General features: G+C 65.4%; 14 protein-coding genes. 6 read left to right on the forward strand and 8 right to left on the reverse strand.

Features of this window, described 5'->3' with window-relative positions:
- Positions 1-350 precede the first annotated feature (350 nt).
- Both TZ53_RS03245 and TZ53_RS03250 read right to left on the reverse strand, forming a co-directional pair.
- The gene (locus TZ53_RS03245) at positions 351-1,724 is read right to left on the reverse strand and encodes a cytochrome P450 (RefSeq protein ID WP_044660393.1); all 1,374 of its coding nucleotides are present in this window, start codon (positions 1,722-1,724) and stop codon (positions 351-353) included.
- Positions 1,721-2,848: a hypothetical protein gene (locus TZ53_RS03250; RefSeq protein ID WP_044660394.1), complete on the reverse strand. Its 1,128-nt coding sequence runs from the start codon at positions 2,846-2,848 to the stop codon at positions 1,721-1,723. Before TZ53_RS03250 ends, TZ53_RS03245 begins: the two co-directional genes overlap by 4 nt.
- 21 nt (positions 2,849-2,869) lie before the next feature.
- Between TZ53_RS03250 and TZ53_RS03255 the strand changes: the two genes are divergently transcribed.
- Both TZ53_RS03255 and kdsA read left to right on the forward strand, forming a co-directional pair.
- A complete protein-coding gene (locus tag TZ53_RS03255; RefSeq protein ID WP_025551496.1) occupies positions 2,870-3,163 on the forward strand; it encodes a hypothetical protein in 294 nt (97 codons plus the stop codon).
- Between the two features lie 5 nt (positions 3,164-3,168).
- Positions 3,169-3,996, forward strand: coding sequence for a 3-deoxy-8-phosphooctulonate synthase (kdsA, locus tag TZ53_RS03260; protein WP_044662825.1), 828 nt, complete (start codon positions 3,169-3,171; stop codon positions 3,994-3,996).
- Between the two features lie 101 nt (positions 3,997-4,097).
- Here the strand turns inward: kdsA and TZ53_RS03265 are convergent, their stop codons facing one another.
- From TZ53_RS03265 to TZ53_RS03275, 3 genes are all read right to left on the reverse strand, one after another.
- Positions 4,098-5,363 carry a glutamate-5-semialdehyde dehydrogenase gene (locus TZ53_RS03265; protein ID WP_044660395.1) on the reverse strand — a complete coding sequence of 422 codons (1,266 nt, stop codon included), beginning with the start codon at positions 5,361-5,363 and terminating at the stop codon, positions 4,098-4,100.
- 253 nt (positions 5,364-5,616) lie between these two features.
- Positions 5,617-6,261, reverse strand: coding sequence for a class I SAM-dependent methyltransferase (locus TZ53_RS03270; protein ID WP_044660396.1), 645 nt, complete (start codon positions 6,259-6,261; stop codon positions 5,617-5,619).
- Positions 6,262-6,475: 214 nt separating this feature from the next.
- A complete protein-coding gene (locus tag TZ53_RS03275) occupies positions 6,476-8,770 on the reverse strand; it encodes a CDC48 family AAA ATPase (RefSeq protein WP_025551488.1) in 2,295 nt (764 codons plus the stop codon).
- Between the two features lie 338 nt (positions 8,771-9,108).
- On the opposite strand from TZ53_RS03275, the gene TZ53_RS03280 reads away from it, so the two are divergent.
- Both TZ53_RS03280 and TZ53_RS03285 read left to right on the forward strand, forming a co-directional pair.
- Positions 9,109-9,990: a LysR substrate-binding domain-containing protein gene (locus TZ53_RS03280; protein ID WP_025551486.1), complete on the forward strand. Its 882-nt coding sequence runs from the start codon at positions 9,109-9,111 to the stop codon at positions 9,988-9,990.
- A 77-nt stretch (positions 9,991-10,067) separates the two neighbouring features.
- Complete coding sequence (locus TZ53_RS03285) at positions 10,068-11,231, forward strand: GGDEF domain-containing protein (protein WP_044660398.1); 1,164 nt, start codon at positions 10,068-10,070, stop codon at positions 11,229-11,231.
- Positions 11,232-11,373: 142 nt separating this feature from the next.
- Here the strand turns inward: TZ53_RS03285 and TZ53_RS03290 are convergent, their stop codons facing one another.
- On the reverse strand, positions 11,374-12,045 hold the full coding sequence (locus TZ53_RS03290) for a glutathione S-transferase family protein (protein WP_044660399.1): 672 nt from the start codon (positions 12,043-12,045) through the stop codon (positions 11,374-11,376).
- A gap of 181 nt (positions 12,046-12,226) precedes the next feature.
- Between TZ53_RS03290 and acs the strand changes: the two genes are divergently transcribed.
- Positions 12,227-14,170: an acetate--CoA ligase gene (gene acs, locus TZ53_RS03295; RefSeq protein WP_044660400.1), complete on the forward strand. Its 1,944-nt coding sequence runs from the start codon at positions 12,227-12,229 to the stop codon at positions 14,168-14,170.
- A 21-nt stretch (positions 14,171-14,191) separates the two neighbouring features.
- Positions 14,192-14,704, forward strand: a complete 513-nt coding sequence (locus tag TZ53_RS03300; protein ID WP_044660401.1) for a cytochrome b — start codon at positions 14,192-14,194, stop codon at positions 14,702-14,704.
- A 190-nt stretch (positions 14,705-14,894) separates the two neighbouring features.
- On the opposite strand, the gene TZ53_RS03305 is transcribed toward TZ53_RS03300, so the two are convergent.
- Positions 14,895-16,103, reverse strand: a complete 1,209-nt coding sequence (locus tag TZ53_RS03305; RefSeq protein WP_044660402.1) for a UbiH/UbiF/VisC/COQ6 family ubiquinone biosynthesis hydroxylase — start codon at positions 16,101-16,103, stop codon at positions 14,895-14,897.
- A gap of 180 nt (positions 16,104-16,283) precedes the next feature.
- On the reverse strand, positions 16,284-17,375 hold the full coding sequence (locus TZ53_RS03310) for a branched-chain amino acid aminotransferase (RefSeq protein ID WP_025549772.1): 1,092 nt from the start codon (positions 17,373-17,375) through the stop codon (positions 16,284-16,286).
- Positions 17,376-17,474: the final 99 nt, after the last annotated feature.

A 17,474-nucleotide genomic window follows, 5' to 3' on the forward strand; every position in this document is an offset into this window, starting at 1 on the left:
TAGGCATGGGCGCGATGGTTCGGACGTATTCAAAGAGGGGTGCTGGTTAGGCCGGGCAAGGCGGAATAGGACAGGCTGAAACTGTCCCGGCGCAGGAAATAGGATGGTTTTCGAGGCGGGTGTCGCTTTTGGGTTACGCATGCCGAGTTGAGATACGGACCGGTGATTGCTCGTCTGGTTTCGACCAATCCAGGACATTCCCCTCCCGTAAACGGGAGGGGTTAGGGGTGGGCGCGAGCGTAGCGAGCTTCTGACTTAGCCGTTGCAAAACAGCGCAGATGCCGCGCCAGCCCACCCCCTAACCCCCTCCCGCCTGCGGGAGGGGGAATGTCCGCAATCCACCCCATCCGTCAAAGCCGGACGGCATCGAACATCAGCTTCATCCCCGTCCTTGGCCGGATGGTCAGGCGGCTGATCGGTTCGGGCCTGAACCCGTCGGGCACCGACAGGCGGTAGCGGCGCAGGACGCTGGCGATCACCGTCATCACCTCCTGCTGTGCAAAGCCCGCGCCCACGCAGACCCGGGGCCCGCGGCCGAAGGGAAACCAGGCCTGGCGCACCATCTCCGCATTGGCGGGATCTTCGAAGCGTTCGGGCATGAAGCTGTGCGGACAGGCCCAGTTGTCCTTGTTGCGCTGCGTGAGCCAGGGGGCGACGACCAGCATTGCGCCTTCCTCAAGACTCTTGTCGCGCATCGGCATCGGGCAGGTCACTTCGCGCGGGAAGAAGGCGACGGGCGGATAGAGGCGCAGCGTTTCGCGGAAGATGTTGCGGATCGCCCCCATGTCCTTGAGCATCGCGGCGGTGAGCGGCGCGTCCCCGGCGAGCTGCTGCACCTCCGTGCGGGCGGCGTTCTGGATATGGGCGCATTCCGCCAGCATGTAGAGCGCCCAGGTCATGGTGCTGGCGGACGTTTCATGGCCGGCGAGGAAGACGGTGGAAACCTGGTCCATCACCTGTTGCAGGGTGAAGGGGTCGCCGGTTTCGGGATGCTTCGCCTCGATCAGCGATTGGAGGATGTCCTTGTGCGGCGCCTCGCCACGCTGGTGGAAGCCCTCATGGCGCGCTTCGACGATGGGACGGAAGACCTCATGGATCGCCTTTGCCGGGGCCAGCGAGCGTTTCTCGAACCAGCGCGCCGGAAAGCCGTAGAGGCGCAGCATCGAGGCGCTGTGGGCGAGCCGCTGGAAACGGCCGAAGGCGGTGTGGATGATGTTGGAGCGGCGCTCGTCCAGCGGCTCCGAGAAAAGCGTGCGGAAGATGATGTCGGCCGCCACATGGGTCATCATCGGGTCGATGTCGACCGGCTTGCCCTTGTCCGCCGCGTCGAGCCGGGCGAGCAGGTCGTCGGCCGCCGCTACCATCAGCGGCATGGAGCGGTTGAGCGCGGTGTGGGCGAAGGCGGGGTTCACCATGGCGCGCTGGCTTTCCCAATCCTCCCCATTGGCGGAGAAGACGCTGTTGCCGATCAGGGGGGACAGGTTGCGGACCAGTTCGCGATGTTTGGGATAGGCCGTGCCGCCGCGCAGGATCTGGTCCACCAGCGGCAGTTCGTTGGCGATGTACATGGTCTGGCCGGGCATGCGGATTTCGCCCAGCTTCATCGTGTAGCTCTTCTCGAACAGGACATGAATCCAGCTATGCCAGCCCCGGAAGAAGCGCTTGACGAGGCCACGGCGGGTCCGCGGCGGTTCGGGATAGGGCGGGGTGAAGGGCTGCGTCATGGGATCGTCCTGAACTGCGCTATGGCTTCGTCGATGGTGCGGCGGCCGGCGGTGAGGCTGACATAGTCCACCGGCGACAGGCGGTCGCCCACGCGCAGATAGTCGAAATGCGCCTCATATTTGTTCGACCAGCCGCCATGATAGTTTTCCGGATCGTAGAAGAGGTGGAAGCGGGGCGAGAGCAGGTCGACGCGCGCCGCGCACCGATCCGAAACGAGGCGGATCGGATGGACGCCATGATAGGCCGCGCCATCGGGGGGAGCGGAGAAATCGACGAGGCGGAAGGGCTTGTCGTCCAGCGCCTTGAGGTCGGCATGATACCAGCGCGCATCCTTGCGCAGGGCGATGACGGGAACGACCTGGCCCAGGGTGAGGACGGTGAAATTTTCGGGCAGCGGCCGGTCGCCGCGCAATTCCAGGATGCGGCGCAGCACGCTCATCGCATAGATGGTGCCGTTGCTGTGGGAGGCGAAGACGACCTCGTCCCAGGGGCCGTCCACCTCCGCCACGATGCGGGCGGCGAACTGGTCCAGGCGCTCGTCCATATCCGCACCCGGGCCTTTGGCGGCGACGCTGTGGTTGTAAACCATGAAACGGAGCAGCCAGGGCACGATCAGCTTGTTGAGCAGGCGGCCCGACAGAGCCACGCTGACGGCGATGCCGATCAGCGCGGCGGCCCAGAAGGGCATCAGCAGCGAAAGCGGCAGCGCGGGTATCAGCGCCAACGCCAGCGGGATCAGCACCGCCAGCAGCGGCGGGTAGAGGATGGTGATGACCGGCCCCGGACGCAGTTTCCGCATCCGCAGGAACTGCATGTGGCGGGCATGGGCGCCATATGTGGCGATGGAGCGCCACGCCAGCAGCAGCGGATTGCGTATCCACACCTTGCCGACCAGATCCTCCCAGCGGAGGAACTCATAATCGGTCTCGACCCCGGCGCTATGGTTGGTGACGGTCCAACTGGCGGAAGAGGCCGGGCCGGAGCGGCGGGCGCTGACCTCCACCCGTTCGCCCGACAGGCGCGTGTAGGCTTCCGCCTGCTCGCGGTACATCTGGTGGTAGAAACGCACCCCGCGCGGGTCGAAACCGCCAAGGTAGAAGACTTTACGCTTGAACTTTTCCATGGCCCCTGTCCACATCGGGCCATGACGACACCCGAACGCGATTACTGCTATTTCATAGACCACCGCAAATACAACCGAAACATCGGTTGCCGGCGTCACGACAATGCCTATGGCATCAACGGCGGCGGCAGCGAGCGGGACCGGTGGCGGGCGGACCTTGCCTTTTACCGGCACATGAAGGGGGAAGGCGATCCGATGGCGCTGCCCTCGCTGCTGGCCTGCCTCGTCTTCGGCTGGTTCTGCTGGAATTATCATCCCGGCAAGGGGCTTTGGCGCGGGCAGCTCTTGCGCCGCTTCGTCAAAGCGCCGAAGTGAGCGCGATGATGACAGCCAAGCATGTTTCCATCGGGTCGGTTACCGTCGGCAACGACCTGCCCTTCGTCCTGATCTCCGGCCCCTGCCAGATCGAGAGCCGCGACCATGCGATGATGATGGCGGAAAAGCTATCCGGCCTTGCGGGACGTGCCGGGGTGCCATTCATCTTCAAATCCTCCTTCGACAAGGCGAACCGGACCTCCGTATCGGGGCAACGGGGCGTCGGGATCGATACGGGGCTGGCGATCCTGGCGGAGGTGAAGGCGGCGTTCGGCTGTCCGGTGCTGACCGACGTGCATGAGGCCGGGCAGGTGGAAGCGGCGGCGGAGGCTGTGGATATTCTCCAGATTCCCGCCTTTCTGTGCCGCCAGACCGATTTGCTGCTGGCGGCGGGGCGGACCGGCGCGGTGGTCAATGTGAAGAAGGGGCAGTTCCTGGCGCCGTGGGACATGGCGGCGGTGGCGCAGAAGGTCGCGTCGACCGGGAATGAGCGGATTTTGCTGACTGAACGAGGGGCGAGTTTCGGCTATAACATGCTGGTCAGCGACATGCGCTCGCTGCCGGCGATGGCGCAGACGGGCTATCCGGTGGTGTTCGATGCCACCCATTCGGTGCAGCAGCCGGGCGGATTGGGATCGGCTTCCGGTGGGCAGCGGGAATTTGCGCCGGTGCTGGCGCGCAGTGCCGTCGCGGCGGGTGTCGCCGCGATCTTTGCCGAGGCGCATGACGATCCGGACCATGCGCCTTCGGACGGGCCGGTGATGCTGCCGGTAGAGTGGGTCGGGCCGATGCTGGAGAAGCTGAAGGCGATCGATGGGGTGGTGAAGGGGTAAGCGCCACCCTCTCCATTTTGAGCACCACCCTCTCCCCGTTCGGGTTGAGCCTGTCGAAGCCCTTCGACAAGCTCAGGGCGAACGGAGGAGGGGTTTGGGCATTACGGCCGGGTCTGCCCCGTTCCGCGCACCAGCCATTTATAGGTCGTCAGGCCTTCCAGCGCCACTGGGCCTCTGGCATGCAGGCGGCCGGTGGAGATGCCGATTTCCGCGCCCAGCCCGAACTCGCCGCCGTCCGCGAACTGGGTGGAGGCGTTCCACATCACGATGGCGCTGTCGACCGCGTTCAGGAAGCGCTCGGCTCTCTCCGCATCCTCGGTGATGATGGCGTCGGTATGGTGGCTGGCATGGGCGGCGATATGGGCGAGCGCCTCGTCCAGCCCGTCCACGATCCGCACAGAGACGATAGCTTCGAGATATTCGGTATCCCAATCCTCGTCCGACGCCGCCGTGACGCGGCTGTCCATCGCCTGCACGGCCTCGTCGCCGCGCACTTCGCATTGGGCGTCGAGCAGCGCCTTCACGATGGCGGGCGCCTCAGCATAGGCCTTGTCGATCAGCACCGTCTCGGTCGCGCCGCAAATGCCGGTGCGGCGCATCTTGGCGTTCACCACCAGCTTTTGCGCCATGTCCGGATCGGCCGCGCCGTCGACATAGCTGTGGTTGATGCCGTCGAGATGGGCGAGGACGGGCACGCGCGCCTCTTCCTGCACGCGGGCGACCAGGCTCTTGCCGCCGCGCGGGACGATCAGGTCGATGAATTCCGACGCCTTCAGCAGCGCGCCCACGGCGGCGCGGTCCGTGGTGGGGACCAGTTGCACGGCATCGGCGGGCAGGCCGGCGGCGACGATCCCCTCGACCATCGCGGCGTGGATGGCGCGGTTGCTTTCCTTCGCCTCGCTGCCGCCGCGCAGGATCACGGCATTGCCGGCGCGCAGGCAGAGCGCGGCGGCGTCGGCGGTCACATTGGGGCGGCTTTCATAGATGATGCCGATGACGCCCAGCGGCACGCGGACGCGGCTCAACTCCATGCCGTTGGGGCGGACCTGCCTGTCGATCACGCTGCCCAGCGGATTGATGAGGATCGCGACCTGATCCACGCCCGCCGCCGTCGCAAGGACGCGGTCCTCGTCCAGCTTCAGCCGGTCGAGCATGGCGGGCGACAGGCCGTTGGCGGCGGCGTTTTCCATGTCCCGGGCATTGGCGGCGATGATCCGCGGCGCCTGATCCCGCAGCGCCTGCGCGGCGCGGCGCAGCGCGTCGATCTTCTGCGCGTCGCTGGCGGTGGAAAGCTGGGCCGCTGCCGCGCGGGCACGCGCGCCCATGGTCGCGATCAGCATTTCGGGGGTCTGGGTCAGGTCGTTCATGAACTATCTCGCCGTGTTTCGCGCCGGGCCTTATCATGAAAGCCGGCCGAAGCGAAACGATCGTTGCGGCAACCTTAGCCGGCAACCGGGCCATGGGTCGCAATATGGCCCGGCCGCCGGAGGCAGAAGGTCTGCCTATGCGGGGCGCGTAGCGACCGGCGCTGCATGGCGCATACCCCAAATGGGGTATAGACCTGCCGGACAGGACAAAATCCCGGCGAAATGACGTAAATTCAACAGGAAGGCGGAAGGGTCAGGCCACCTGGGCCAGGATTTCCCGCTTCACCGCCGTGAACATCCGGCACGGTGGAATGTTGCGCCACTCCACCCGGTCGCCGATTTCGTCGAACAACGGCGACAGCAGGCGGCGGACATAGCCGGAATATTGATAGACCAGAAATGCGCCGCCGGTCTTCAGCACCGAGCGGGTTTCGGCGCAGATCGCCTCCCCCACGCCGCCGGGCAGGGTCGAGAAGGGAATGCCCGACAGGACATAGTCCGCCTGGGCATAGCCGGCCTCCTTGATGAAGCGGCGGACATCGGCGGCCGAACCGTGGACGATGCGCAGCCGGGGATCGTCGATCTCCGCCTCCAGATAGGCGACGAAGTCCAGATTGAGGTCGATCGCCAGCAGGGTGGCGTCCGGATGCAGCCGGTCGAGAATGGGCCGCGTGAACGTCCCGACGCCCGGGCCATATTCCACGAACAGCCGGGTCCGTTGCCAGTCCACGCCCTCCAGCATGCTGTCGACCAGCATTTGCGAGGACGGGATGACCGATCCGATCATGCCGGGATGCTTGATGAACTGCCGGAGGAACATGCCCCATTGACCCAGGAAGGTGGAGGACGGTTTTCCGGAAACGGCCCGGTTCTTTTTCTTCAAAGGGATGGAGGCCATTCATTCTCGCCTGTCTGCCTTGCCTGTCCGACTCGCAAAAATCGCACGGGCATGCAAGCGCCTTCGCGGTGGAGGGACAAATAGGTCGGAGGGACCGGCATCATCAGGTCATGCGCATGCGTTCCCGCGAAGGCGTTCGACAGGACAGGATGCCTTTCGGGAACCCGGTGCAAACGGCGGAACCGGGTTCCCGCCTTCGCGGGAGCATGTCCCTTCATTCAGTCCTGGCGCGCGCCCGCAACATGCCGGGCGACACGAAGCCGATGGGGTCGATCTGCATCACGCTCTGCTTCAGCGTTGCCTGGATCTGCTCATATTCCCGCTCCATTTCGGGCGTGACGGAGGCGCGGGTATCCTCCAGCGCGGCCTCGAAATGCGCCTGCGTGACCTTGTCGACCGACAGCGACTGGCGCAGCGCGACCAGGCCGGCGCGGCGGACCAGATCCTCCAGATCGGCCCCGGTGAACCGTTCCGTGCGCTCCGCCAGCGCATCCAGATCGACGTCCTCGGCAAGCGGCATCTTGCCCGTGTGAATGGACAGGATGCGCCTGCGCCCCGCCTGATCGGGCACGGGGACATAGATCAGCTCGTCGAACCGGCCCGGCCGCAGCAGCGCCGGATCGATCAGCGTCGGGCGATTGGTCGCGCCGATGACGACGACGGACTGCAATTCCTCCAGCCCGTCCATCTCGGCCAGAATGGTGTTCACCACCCGCTCCGTCACCTGCGGTTCGCCAAGGCCGCCGCCGCGCGCCGGAACCAGGCTGTCCAGTTCATCGATGAAGATGACCGTCGGCGCCACCTGCCGCGCGCGGGCGAAGAGGCGGGCGATCTGCTGCTCGCTCTCCCCATACCATTTGCTGAGCAGGTCGGAGGATTTGGTGGCGATGAAATTGGCCTGCGCTTCCCGCGCCACGGCCTTCGCCAGCAGCGTCTTGCCGGTGCCGGGCGGGCCGTAGAGCAGGAACCCCTTGGCCGGGCGGATGCCGATGCGGCGGAAGGCGTCCGGGTCCTTGAGCGGCAGTTCCACCCCTTCCTTGAGGCGCATCTGCGCTTCGTCCAGGCCGCCTATGTCGGCCCAGCCGATATTGGGCGCCTGCACCATCACCTCCCGCATGGCGGAGGGCTGGACGCGCTTGATCGCGGCCATGAAGTCGTCGCGCGCGACGGACAGTTCCTCCAGCACGTCAGGGGGGATCGTTCCCTCCTCCAGATTGAGCCGGGGCATGAAGCGGCGCACGGTCTCGATCGCCGCCTCGCGGGTCAGCGCCGCCAGATCCGCACCGACAAAGCCATAGGTCATGCGCGCCAGTTCGCCCAGGTCAACGCCGTCGGCCAGCGGCATGCCGCGGGTGTGGATGCCCAATATCTCCCGCCGTCCGCGCTCGTCAGGCACGCCGACGATGATTTCCCGGTCGAAGCGGCCGGGGCGGCGCAGCGCCTCGTCTATCGCTTCCGGCCGGTTGGTGGCGGCGATGACGACCAGATTGGTGCGCGGTTCCAGCCCGTCCATCAGCGTCAGCAACTGGGCGACGAGGCGCTTTTCCGTCTCCCCGGTCACATTGCCGCGCTTGGGCGCGATGGAATCGATCTCGTCGATGAAGAGGATCGACGGTGCCGACTTGGCGGCCGCCTCGAAAATCTCACGGAGCTGCTTTTCCGACTCGCCATAGGCCGAACCCATGATCTCCGGCCCGTTGATCAGGAAGAATTCCGCTTCCGATTCATTGGCGACGGCGCGGGCCAGCCGGGTCTTGCCGGTGCCCGGCGGGCCGTGGAGCAGCACGCCCTTGGGCGGGTCCACGCCCAGCCGCTCGAACAGTTCGGGATAGCGCAGCGGCAATTCCACCATTTCCCGCAGCTGGTCGATGGCTTCGGCCATGCCGCCGACATCGTCATAGGTGACGTCGGCGCGGCGGGATTCGCGGGGCTCCTCATATTCGGCGCGCAGTTCCACTTCCGTGTCGGCGTCGATATGGACGATGCCCTTGGGCACGGTTGACACCACGACCAGGCGGATTTCCTGCAGGGCATAGGCCGGGGCGGCCAGCATCTGGCGCAACTGGGGCGGCATGTCGCCGGGCGGCACCTGTTGCTGTCCCGCAGTTGCGACGACATCCCCAGAGGCGAGCGGCCGCTGGAAGAAAACGCGCTTCAGCGCCTCCGGATTGCCCTGCAGCCGCAGGTTATTTTGTGCAGGCGCGAAGACGACCCGCTGGGCAGGCCGGGGATCGACCTTCCGGATGATCACGAAGTCGCCCGATCCGACGCCGGCATTGGCGCGCTGAAGCCCGTCGAGGCGAAGGACATCCAGCCCCTCATCCTCCTTATAGGGCCGGACCACCCGCGCGGGGGTCGACCGCTTGCCCGCAATCTCCACCACATCGCCTTCCGCAAGGTGGAGTTCCGCCATGACCGCCAAAGGAAGGCGGGCAAGGCCGCGCCCCGCATCCTCGGGCCGCGCATTGGCCACCTGTATCCTGCGTCCTGCGGTTTCTTCTTCGGCCACTTCGCCTTCCCCGTTCTGTTCGCTGCGTAACGAGATAGGGAACGTCGCGGCTGAGGGAAAGGGGCCATGGCGAGCCCCGAAACGAATAAAAAAAGGGCCGGCCCGAAGGCCAGCCCGGAAAGTTTATAGGAGAGGATGCCTGAAAGGCCTTTCCTATGTGCAGTGCGGGATGTATTTTCGCAAGTGCGAAAAGAATCGAGGAGTTGCAATTTTTGCATCTTGCCAACTGCCCTTTTTTCCTGCTCAGTGGAATAAGGATGCTTGAAGCCGGTTTGCGCGCCGTTCCAGAAGAAGCAATGATGCGTCGCAGCGGACCGGCCAGATGAACATGACGGTTTATGCGTAGATTGCCGCCCCTTACGGCCCTGGAGGCCTTTGTTCAGGTCGCCCGCCTTGGATCGGTCAAGGCGGCGGCGGAGGAACTCGCGCTCTCGACGCCCGCGCTCAGCCGGCGGGTGCAGGCGCTGGAACGGTTCATCGGCCGGCCCCTGTTCGACCGCAAGCATCAGGCGCTGGAAATCAATGCCGACGGGCAACGCCTGCTGGACGACATCGCGCCGGCGCTCGATTCGCTGAGCCAGGCGCTGGAGAATATCCAGAGCGGCGGAAACCAGTTGCGGCTGCGGCTGGCGGTCATGCCGCTGTTCGCGACGCAAAGGCTGTTCCCGCATCTGGGCGCCCTTCGGCAGCGGCATCCGCAGCTTCATATCGACATCGAGACCACCCCCTATGCCGTGGCGCGGCTGGGCGAAGGGCTGGACGCGGCGATCGTGCTGGCGAAGGACATCGATCCCGCGCTCTACGCCCATGAGCTGGACCATGACGAGGTCTATCTGATCGGGCGCAAGGCGTTGCTGGAGGCGCCCAATGCGCTGACCGCCCCGCAGGAGCTGGCCAATCATACGGTGCTGCTGCATCGCGACATGGCGCTCGCCTTCGAGGCGTGGAAGGAAGCGGTGCACCTGCCCGACCTGCAACCGCTGGCGATCGACAATTATGATTCCGGCCAGTTGATGCTGGAGGCGGCGGCGCAGGGGCTCGGCATCGCCGTGATGCACGCCAGCCACTATAATGAAGCGCAGGATTCCCGGCTGGTCCGGCTGTTTCCGGAAAATCGGGTCGAAAGCCCCTATCGCTATTTCTTCGTCTGCCGGCCGCGCGCGCTGCAGACCCGGGCGGTGCGGATTTTCCGCGACTGGCTGATCGGCGCGGACATATAATCGAGGACGATCAACGCCTTGCGTCTTTTCGCTTGGCACGTCCTTAACCTTGTTTATCGCCGGTCGTTCTAGCGGACATGACTGGGGCATCATCTTCCGCAAACGCGCAACATGGTCTGACCGACCGCCTGGCCCGCTGGGCCAGAGGCCTGTCAGGCAAGACCGACGACGAGGCCATGGACGAGCCGGAGCAGCCGCAACGCGCCCGGCACGGCAGCGCTTCCAGCCGGGAAATCGTCCAGCGGCGCAAGCTGTACGAGGACATCGGCGATTTCCTGTTCGCCCATGACCTGGACCTGACGCCGCTCAATTTCGGCGTCGCCCATGATTATCTGACCGGATCGCATATCGGCGTGGAAAAGGCCGTGAAAGCGGTGCTGGCCGAACGCGGCAAGATCACCAATGGCTGGGTCGAGAATGTCGCCGCCGAACAGCGCAACGACGAGGTCACGCCCGAAGCGCTTGCCTCGATGCTCGACAAGGTCGAGGAGAATCTGTCGCAATTCACCGGGCTGATGACCGAATCGCGCAATTCAGCCAAGGATTATGGCGCGGCGTTGCAGGAAGAGGTGAAGGGCCTGGCCGCCGGTTCCGACAACCAGCCGGTGCTGGCGCGCCTGGTGGCGCTGACCCGATCCATGGTGGAAAAGACCCGGCAGGTCGAAACCCAGCTTCGCGACAATCAGAAGCAGACGCAGCTTCTGAAATCCAATCTGGAAAGCGCGCGCCGCGCCGCCGAGCACGACCATCTGACCGGCCTGCCCAATCGCCGCGCCTTCGAAGGCACGCTGCGCGAGGAACTGGCGCAGGCGCAGAAGGAAGGGCAGCAACTGGCCGTCGCCTTTTGCGACATCGATCATTTCAAGCTGATCAACGATACCCATGGCCATGATACCGGCGACCGGGTGCTGAAATTCGTGGCGGGATTGCTGTCCAAGGTCAGCAACGACCAATGCCATGTCGCGCGCCATGGCGGCGAGGAATTCGTCATGCTGTTCCGGGGCAAGACCGCCGCCGAGGCATGCGAAGCGGTGGACAGCGTGCGGCAGGACCTGTCCACCCGAAGCCTGGTCAACCGGGCCAATGGCGAGCGGATGGAGCGGGTCAGCTTTTCCGCCGGGGTCGCCAATGTGCTGGCCTATGAAGACCCGCGCGCTGCGCTGAAGGCGGCGGACCGCGCGCTCTACCTGGCCAAGGAGCATGGCCGGAACCGGGTATATCTGGCCGCGGAGCTGGATTGACCCCCACCTCCCCCTCCTGCAAGCGGGGGTCGGAGGGCGGGCTGGCGCGACATCGGCGGCGGTTCTCTACCTCTAGGCTGGAAGCTCGCTGCGCTCGCGCCCACCCCTGACCCCTCCCGCTTGCGGGAGGGGAATGTCCGTATTAAAAATCCGGCTTTTCATAATGGGGCGGCGGGGTGATCACCTCCATCCGCTCCGACAGAAGGGGCCGGAAGGAAGGGCGCGACTTGAAACCCGCATACCAGCGCTTCACCGTCTCATGCCCGGCCCAGTCGATGCCGCCCAGATAATCCGCCACCGAAAGATGCGCGGCGGCGGCGATGTCCGCCAGGCTCAGCGTTCCACCCGCCATCCAGGCGCGATGGTCGAGCAGATAGTCCATGTAATCCATATGGACATTGGCGCGCTTCATCGCTTCCCGCAGCACGCGGGCATCGGGCGGCGCGCGCTCTATCAGGCGCTTCTTCATCCGTTCATGCAGGAGCGGGCCGACGACGTCGCCGTAGAAATTCTGGTCGAAGAAGGCGGTCAGCCGCCGCACCTCCGCCCGACCCGTGGCGGTGCCGGAGATCAGCGGGAATTTCTCCACCGTCTCCTCGAAATATTCGCAGATCGCCTGGCTGTCGATCAGGGTCACGCCCTTTTCCTGATCCACCATCACCGGCGTCGTGCCGGCGGGATTGAGATCGAGGAACTCGTCGCGCGCTTCCCAGGGCGATTCGCGCACCAGGTCGTAGCCCACGCCCTTTTCACCGAGCAGCAGACGGACCTTGCGTGAGAATGGACAGAGCGGAAATTGGAAAAGTTGCCACATATTCCCTTCCTGTTAGGCCGAGCCGGCTCATGCGAAAAGCGGCAAATGGCATGATCCTGCTTAAATCCGGTGCGACATGAGCGGAAACTGTGGCCGGGGAAGAACGATCCTGTCTTCCTGTCGCCGCGGCTTGGTTCTAGGAGGACGCCAAGCGATGGTTTCGTGAAGGAAAGGATGCTGCATGTCTGACGATTTTTTCCCGGTTCCTGCCGAATGGGCGTCTTCCGCCCTGTTCGACCGGGACGGACGGGCGGCGGACTATCGACGGTCCATCGATGCCGCCGACGCCTATTGGCTGGAACAGGCGAAGCGGCTGGATTGGGTGAACTTTCCCACGAAAACCAATGAGAGCAGCTTCCACGAAGCCGATTTCGGGGTGAAATGGTTTGCCGACGGCGTGCTGAACGTCAGCGTCAACTGCATCGACCGGCATCTGGCCGAACGCGGCGACCAGACCGCGATCATCTGGGAACCGGATTCGCCGGACGCGCAGCCGCGCCGCTACACCTATGCCGAGGTGCATGAGGAGGTCTGCCGCTTCGCCAATGTGCTGAAGGCCGCAGGGGCGAAGAAGGGCGAGCGGATCACCGTCTATATGCCGATGATCCCGGAAGCCGCCTTCGCCCTGCTCGCCTGCGCGCGGATCGGCGCGATCCACAGCGTCGTGTTCGGCGGTTTTTCGCCGGAGGCGCTGGCGGGACGGATCATCGACTGCGATTCCACGCTGGTGATCACCGCCGACGAGGGGTGCCGCGCGGGCAGGCAAGTGCCGCTCAAGACCAATGTCGACGCGGCGCTGAAACTGTGCACCAGCGTCCGCAAGGTGATCGTCGTCCAGGCGACCGGTGGGGCTGTCGCCATGGAGGAAGGCCGCGACCTGTGGCTGCATGAGGAGGCGGCCAAGGTGTCGGCGGATTGCGCGCCCGAGCCGATGAACGCGGAAGATCCGCTGTTCATCCTCTACACATCGGGTTCGACGGGCAAGCCCAAGGGCGTGCTGCACACGACCGGCGGCTATCTGCTCTGGGCCAGCCTGACCCATGAGCTGTGCTTCGACTACCGGCCCGGCGACATCTATTGGTGCGCGGCGGACATCGGCTGGGTCACGGGGCACAGCTATATCGTCTATGGCCCGCTGGCGAACGGGGCGACGACGCTGATCTATGAGGGCGTGCCCAATTATCCGACGCCCAGCCGCATCTGGGAGGTCGTGGACCGGCATCAGGTGCAGACCATCTTCACCGCGCCCACGGCGCTGCGCGCGCTGATGAAGGAGGGGGACGAGTTCGTGCATTCGACCAGCCGCCAGTCGCTGCGCCTGCTGGGCACGGTGGGCGAGCCGATCAATCCCGAAGCCTGGCGCTGGTACCATCATGTCGTGGGCGAGGATCGCTGCCCGATCATCGACACCTGGTGGCAGACCGAGACGGGCGGAGCGATGATCGCGCCGATGCCGGGTGCGACGGACCTGAAGCCCGGTTCCGCGACGCTGCCGATGCCGGGCGTGGTGCCGCAGATCGTCGATGCGGAGGGCCATGTGCTGGACGGCGCGGCCGAGGGCAATCTGGTCATCGCGCAAAGCTGGCCGGGCCAGATGCGCACCGTCTGGGGCGATCATGAGCGTTTCTTCCAGACCTATTTCACGACCTTTCCCGGCAAATATACGACCGGCGACGGGGCGCGGCGGGACGAGGACGGCTATTACTGGATCACGGGCCGCGTCGACGACGTGATCAACGTGTCGGGCCATCGCATGGGCACGGCGGAGGTGGAAAGCGCGCTGGTGCTGCACGAGGCGGTGGCGGAAGCGGCGGTGGTCGGCTTCCCGCACGACATCAAGGGACAGGGCATCTACGCCTATGTGACGCTGAACAGCGGCGAGGAAGCGACCGACGAACTGCGCCAGACGCTGGTGAAATGGGTGCGCAGCGAGATCGGGCCGATCGCGACGCCCGACGTGATCCAGTTCGCCCCCGGCCTGCCCAAGACCCGGTCGGGCAAGATCATGCGCCGCATCCTGCGCAAGATCGCGGAGGGCGAGGTGTCCGCCCAGGCGCTGGGGGACATTAGTACACTTGCCGACCCGTCGGTGGTGGATAATCTGGTCGCCAATCGTCAGGGGTAAGAAGCCAGGCAGGAGTATGGGATGGATCGCTACAGTCACGTTGCGCGCGCGCTGCACTGGATCATGGCGATCCTCATCCTGTTCAACCTCTTCCTGGGCTTTGCGCATGACGCGCTGCCCAGGGAGTGGAAGGTGATGCCCGTCCACAAGTCGATCGGGCTGACCGTGCTGGCCCTGACGGTCGCGCGCATAATGTGGCGCTTCACGCGCAGCGCCCCCCCGCTGCCAGCCGAAATGCCCGCATGGGAAAAGGGGGCGGCGCATCTCACCCATTTCGCCTTTTACGCGTTCATGCTGGTCCTGCCACTGACCGGATGGGTCATGACGTCCGCCGGCGACCGGCCCCTGAACTGGTTCTTCCTGTTCGACGTGCCTAAATTCGCGGTGGCGAAGGGCGATGCGATCGTCGGCATTTCAGGCGAGGCGCATGAGGTTCTGGGCTTCGTCTGGGTGGCGTTGCTCATCCTGCACGGGCTGGCGGCGATGCGGCATCATTTCATATTGAAGGATGGCGTGCTGCGGCGGATGGTCTGATCGGTGTATGGAGGGGTGGAATCAGGACATTCCCCCTCCCGCAGGCGGGAGGGGTTAGGGGGTGGGCTGGCGCGACATCAGCGCTGTTTTGCAACGGCTAAGTCAAAAGCTCGCTACGCTCGCGCCCACCCCTAACCCCTCCCGCCTGCGGGAGGGGAATGTCTTGGATTGGCCAGAAACAGCCTCATAGCTACACCATCTCGCCCGTCAGCAGGCGCGGCAGCGCGCCGGATTGTCCCCGCGCCTCCGCCATGAAGCGGTTCTTGAGCAGCGACGTGCGCTGCACCGCCGCCAGCCCGGCGCGGCGGACCAGCGAGGGAATGCGCCCCGGCACGTCGAACAGCCGGACAAGCCCGTCCATCGCCACGCTGGTCATCATCGCGTCCAGGCCCCGCCAGCGCTGATAGCGGGCGAGCAATTGCGCGTCGCCCGGATCGAGGCCGAGCCGCATGCCCTCCACCAGCACCTCCACCAGCGCGGCGACATCGCGGAAGCCGAGGTTCAGGCCCTGCCCCGCAATCGGGTGGATCGCATGGGCGCTGTCGCCCACCAGCGCGAGCCGCGTGTCGGTGATCCGCGCCGCATGGTGGAAGCCGAGCGGATAGCTGGAGCGCGGCCCGGCCAGCGCGATCTCGCCCAGGAAGCCGCCCATGCGCTTCTGCGCCTCCGCCAGCCAGGCCCGTTCGGACAGCTTGAGCATGGCGGGAGCCTGCTCGGTCGGCACGGTCCAGACGATGGCGGAGCGGGTGCCCGGCAGCATCGGCAGCAGCGCGAAGGGGCCGCCGGGATAGAATATCTCATAGGCCGTGTTGGCGTGCGGCACGGCATGGTCGATGGCCGTCACCATCGCGACATGCTTGTAGTTCCAGCGCGTGGTGCGGATGCCCGCCGCCTCCCGGGTCGGGCTGTTGCGGCCCTCCGCCGCGACCAGCAGCGCGCCGTGGAGGGTTTCGCCGCTGGCCAGGGTCAGCGTCACGCCGTCGGCGTTGCGGTCGACATGCAGCGCCCGGTCGGGCTGGAAGCGGGTGAGATTGTCCGCCTTTTCCGCCGTCTGCGCCAGGGCGACGCGCAGGTCGCGATTGGGGAACATGATTCCCATCACGCCGTCATCCGCGTCCGGCGCGAAGTCGAGAGCGCCCGGCTCCAGCCCGTCGCTGACCCAGATGCGGTCGATGGGGCAACCCTTGCCGTCCAGATGATCGGCCACGCCTATGGCCGACAGCATGGCGAAACTGGTGGAACTGATGGCCGAAACCCGCCCGTCGAAACCGGCGGCGGTGGTCTCCACCGGATTGGCGGGATCGATCACGGCGCAGAGCAAGCCATGGCCGGAAAGCGCGATGCCGAGGGTCAGGCCGACAAGGCCACCGCCCAGAATGACGACGTCGAAGCGTTGCATGAGGGCGGTTCTAGGCGCTTGGGCCAGGAATGGGAAGGGCGACAAAACGCCTCCCCTCTCCTCCGTTCGCCCTGAGCTTGTCGACCCGAAGGACGGCGATAGCCAACGGTTCCACTTTCTTTGAAAATGTGAAGGGCTTCGACAGGCTCAGCCGGAACGGAGGAGGGGTATGTTGATCCGTTACAGCTTCCGCACCCAGTTCGCCGGATCGGCCACCGTGCCGCGCTGGATGCCGGTGAGGTCGGCGCGCAGCGCTTCGGTCACGATGCCGCCGTCGCCATTGCCGATGGTGAAGTCGCCATCGACGCTCTTGACCGTGCCGATGGCCGTCACGACCGCCGCCGTGCCGCAGGCGAAGGCCTCCCGCAGCTTGCCGCTGGCGGCGTCGGCGCGCCACTGGGCGAAGCTGTAGGGTTCCTCGCGCACTTCATGCCCCTTGGCGCGGGCGAGCGAGAGGATGCTGTTGCGGGTGATGCCCGGCAGGATCGTGCCGGACAGCGGCGGGGTGACGATGGACCCGTCGTCCATCACGAAGAAGACGTTCATGCCGCCCAGTTCCTCGACCCACTTGTTCTCGGCGGCGTCGAGGAAGACGACCTGGTCGCAGCCATGCTGGATCGCTTCCTTCTGCGCCACCAGCGAGGCGGCGTAATTGCCGCCGCATTTCGCAGCGCCGGTGCCGCCGCGCGCCGCGCGGGTGAAATGTTCCGACACCCAGAGCGTGACCGCCTTCTTCCCGCCCTTGAAATAGGCGCCGGCGGGCGAGGCGATGACGCAGAAAATATATTCGTTCGCCGGGCGCACGCCCAGGAAGGTCTCGCTCGCGAACATGAAGGGGCGCAGGTACAGGCTGCCCTCCCCGCCCGGAATCCAGTCGGCGTCGATCTTCACCAGTTCCTCGACCGCCTCCAGGAAAAGGTCTTCCGGCAAAGCGGGCATGGCCATGCGCTCGGCCGACTCAGCGAAGCGGCGCGCATTTTCCTCCGGCCGGAACATGGCGATGCTGCCGTCCTCCAGACGATAGGCCTTCATCCCTTCGAAAATTTCCTGCGCATAGTGCAGCACGGCACAGGCCGGATCGAGCTGGAAGGGTTCGCGGGGGCCGATGGCGTGGCTGTGCCAGCCCTGCCCTTCCGTATAGCGAATCGTCACCATATGGTCGGTGAAGAGCTTCCCGAAGCCGGGGTCCGCCAGCAATACCGCGCGCTGGTCAGCCGACACAGCCTTGCTGCTGCGGGTGACGGTGAAGCGCGATGTCTGCTGGACGTCCATGACGAAAACTCCTTTGGGTTGGACGCGCCGCCTATGTCACAGATGGCGGCGCGAAACAAACGGTCAATATTGCTGACCCATGTAGCCGCCCATAGCCGA

Origin of the sequence: Sphingobium sp. YBL2 (assembly GCF_000943805.1) — a bacterium.
GTDB classification, from domain to species: Bacteria; Pseudomonadota; Alphaproteobacteria; order Sphingomonadales; family Sphingomonadaceae; genus Sphingobium; species Sphingobium fuliginis.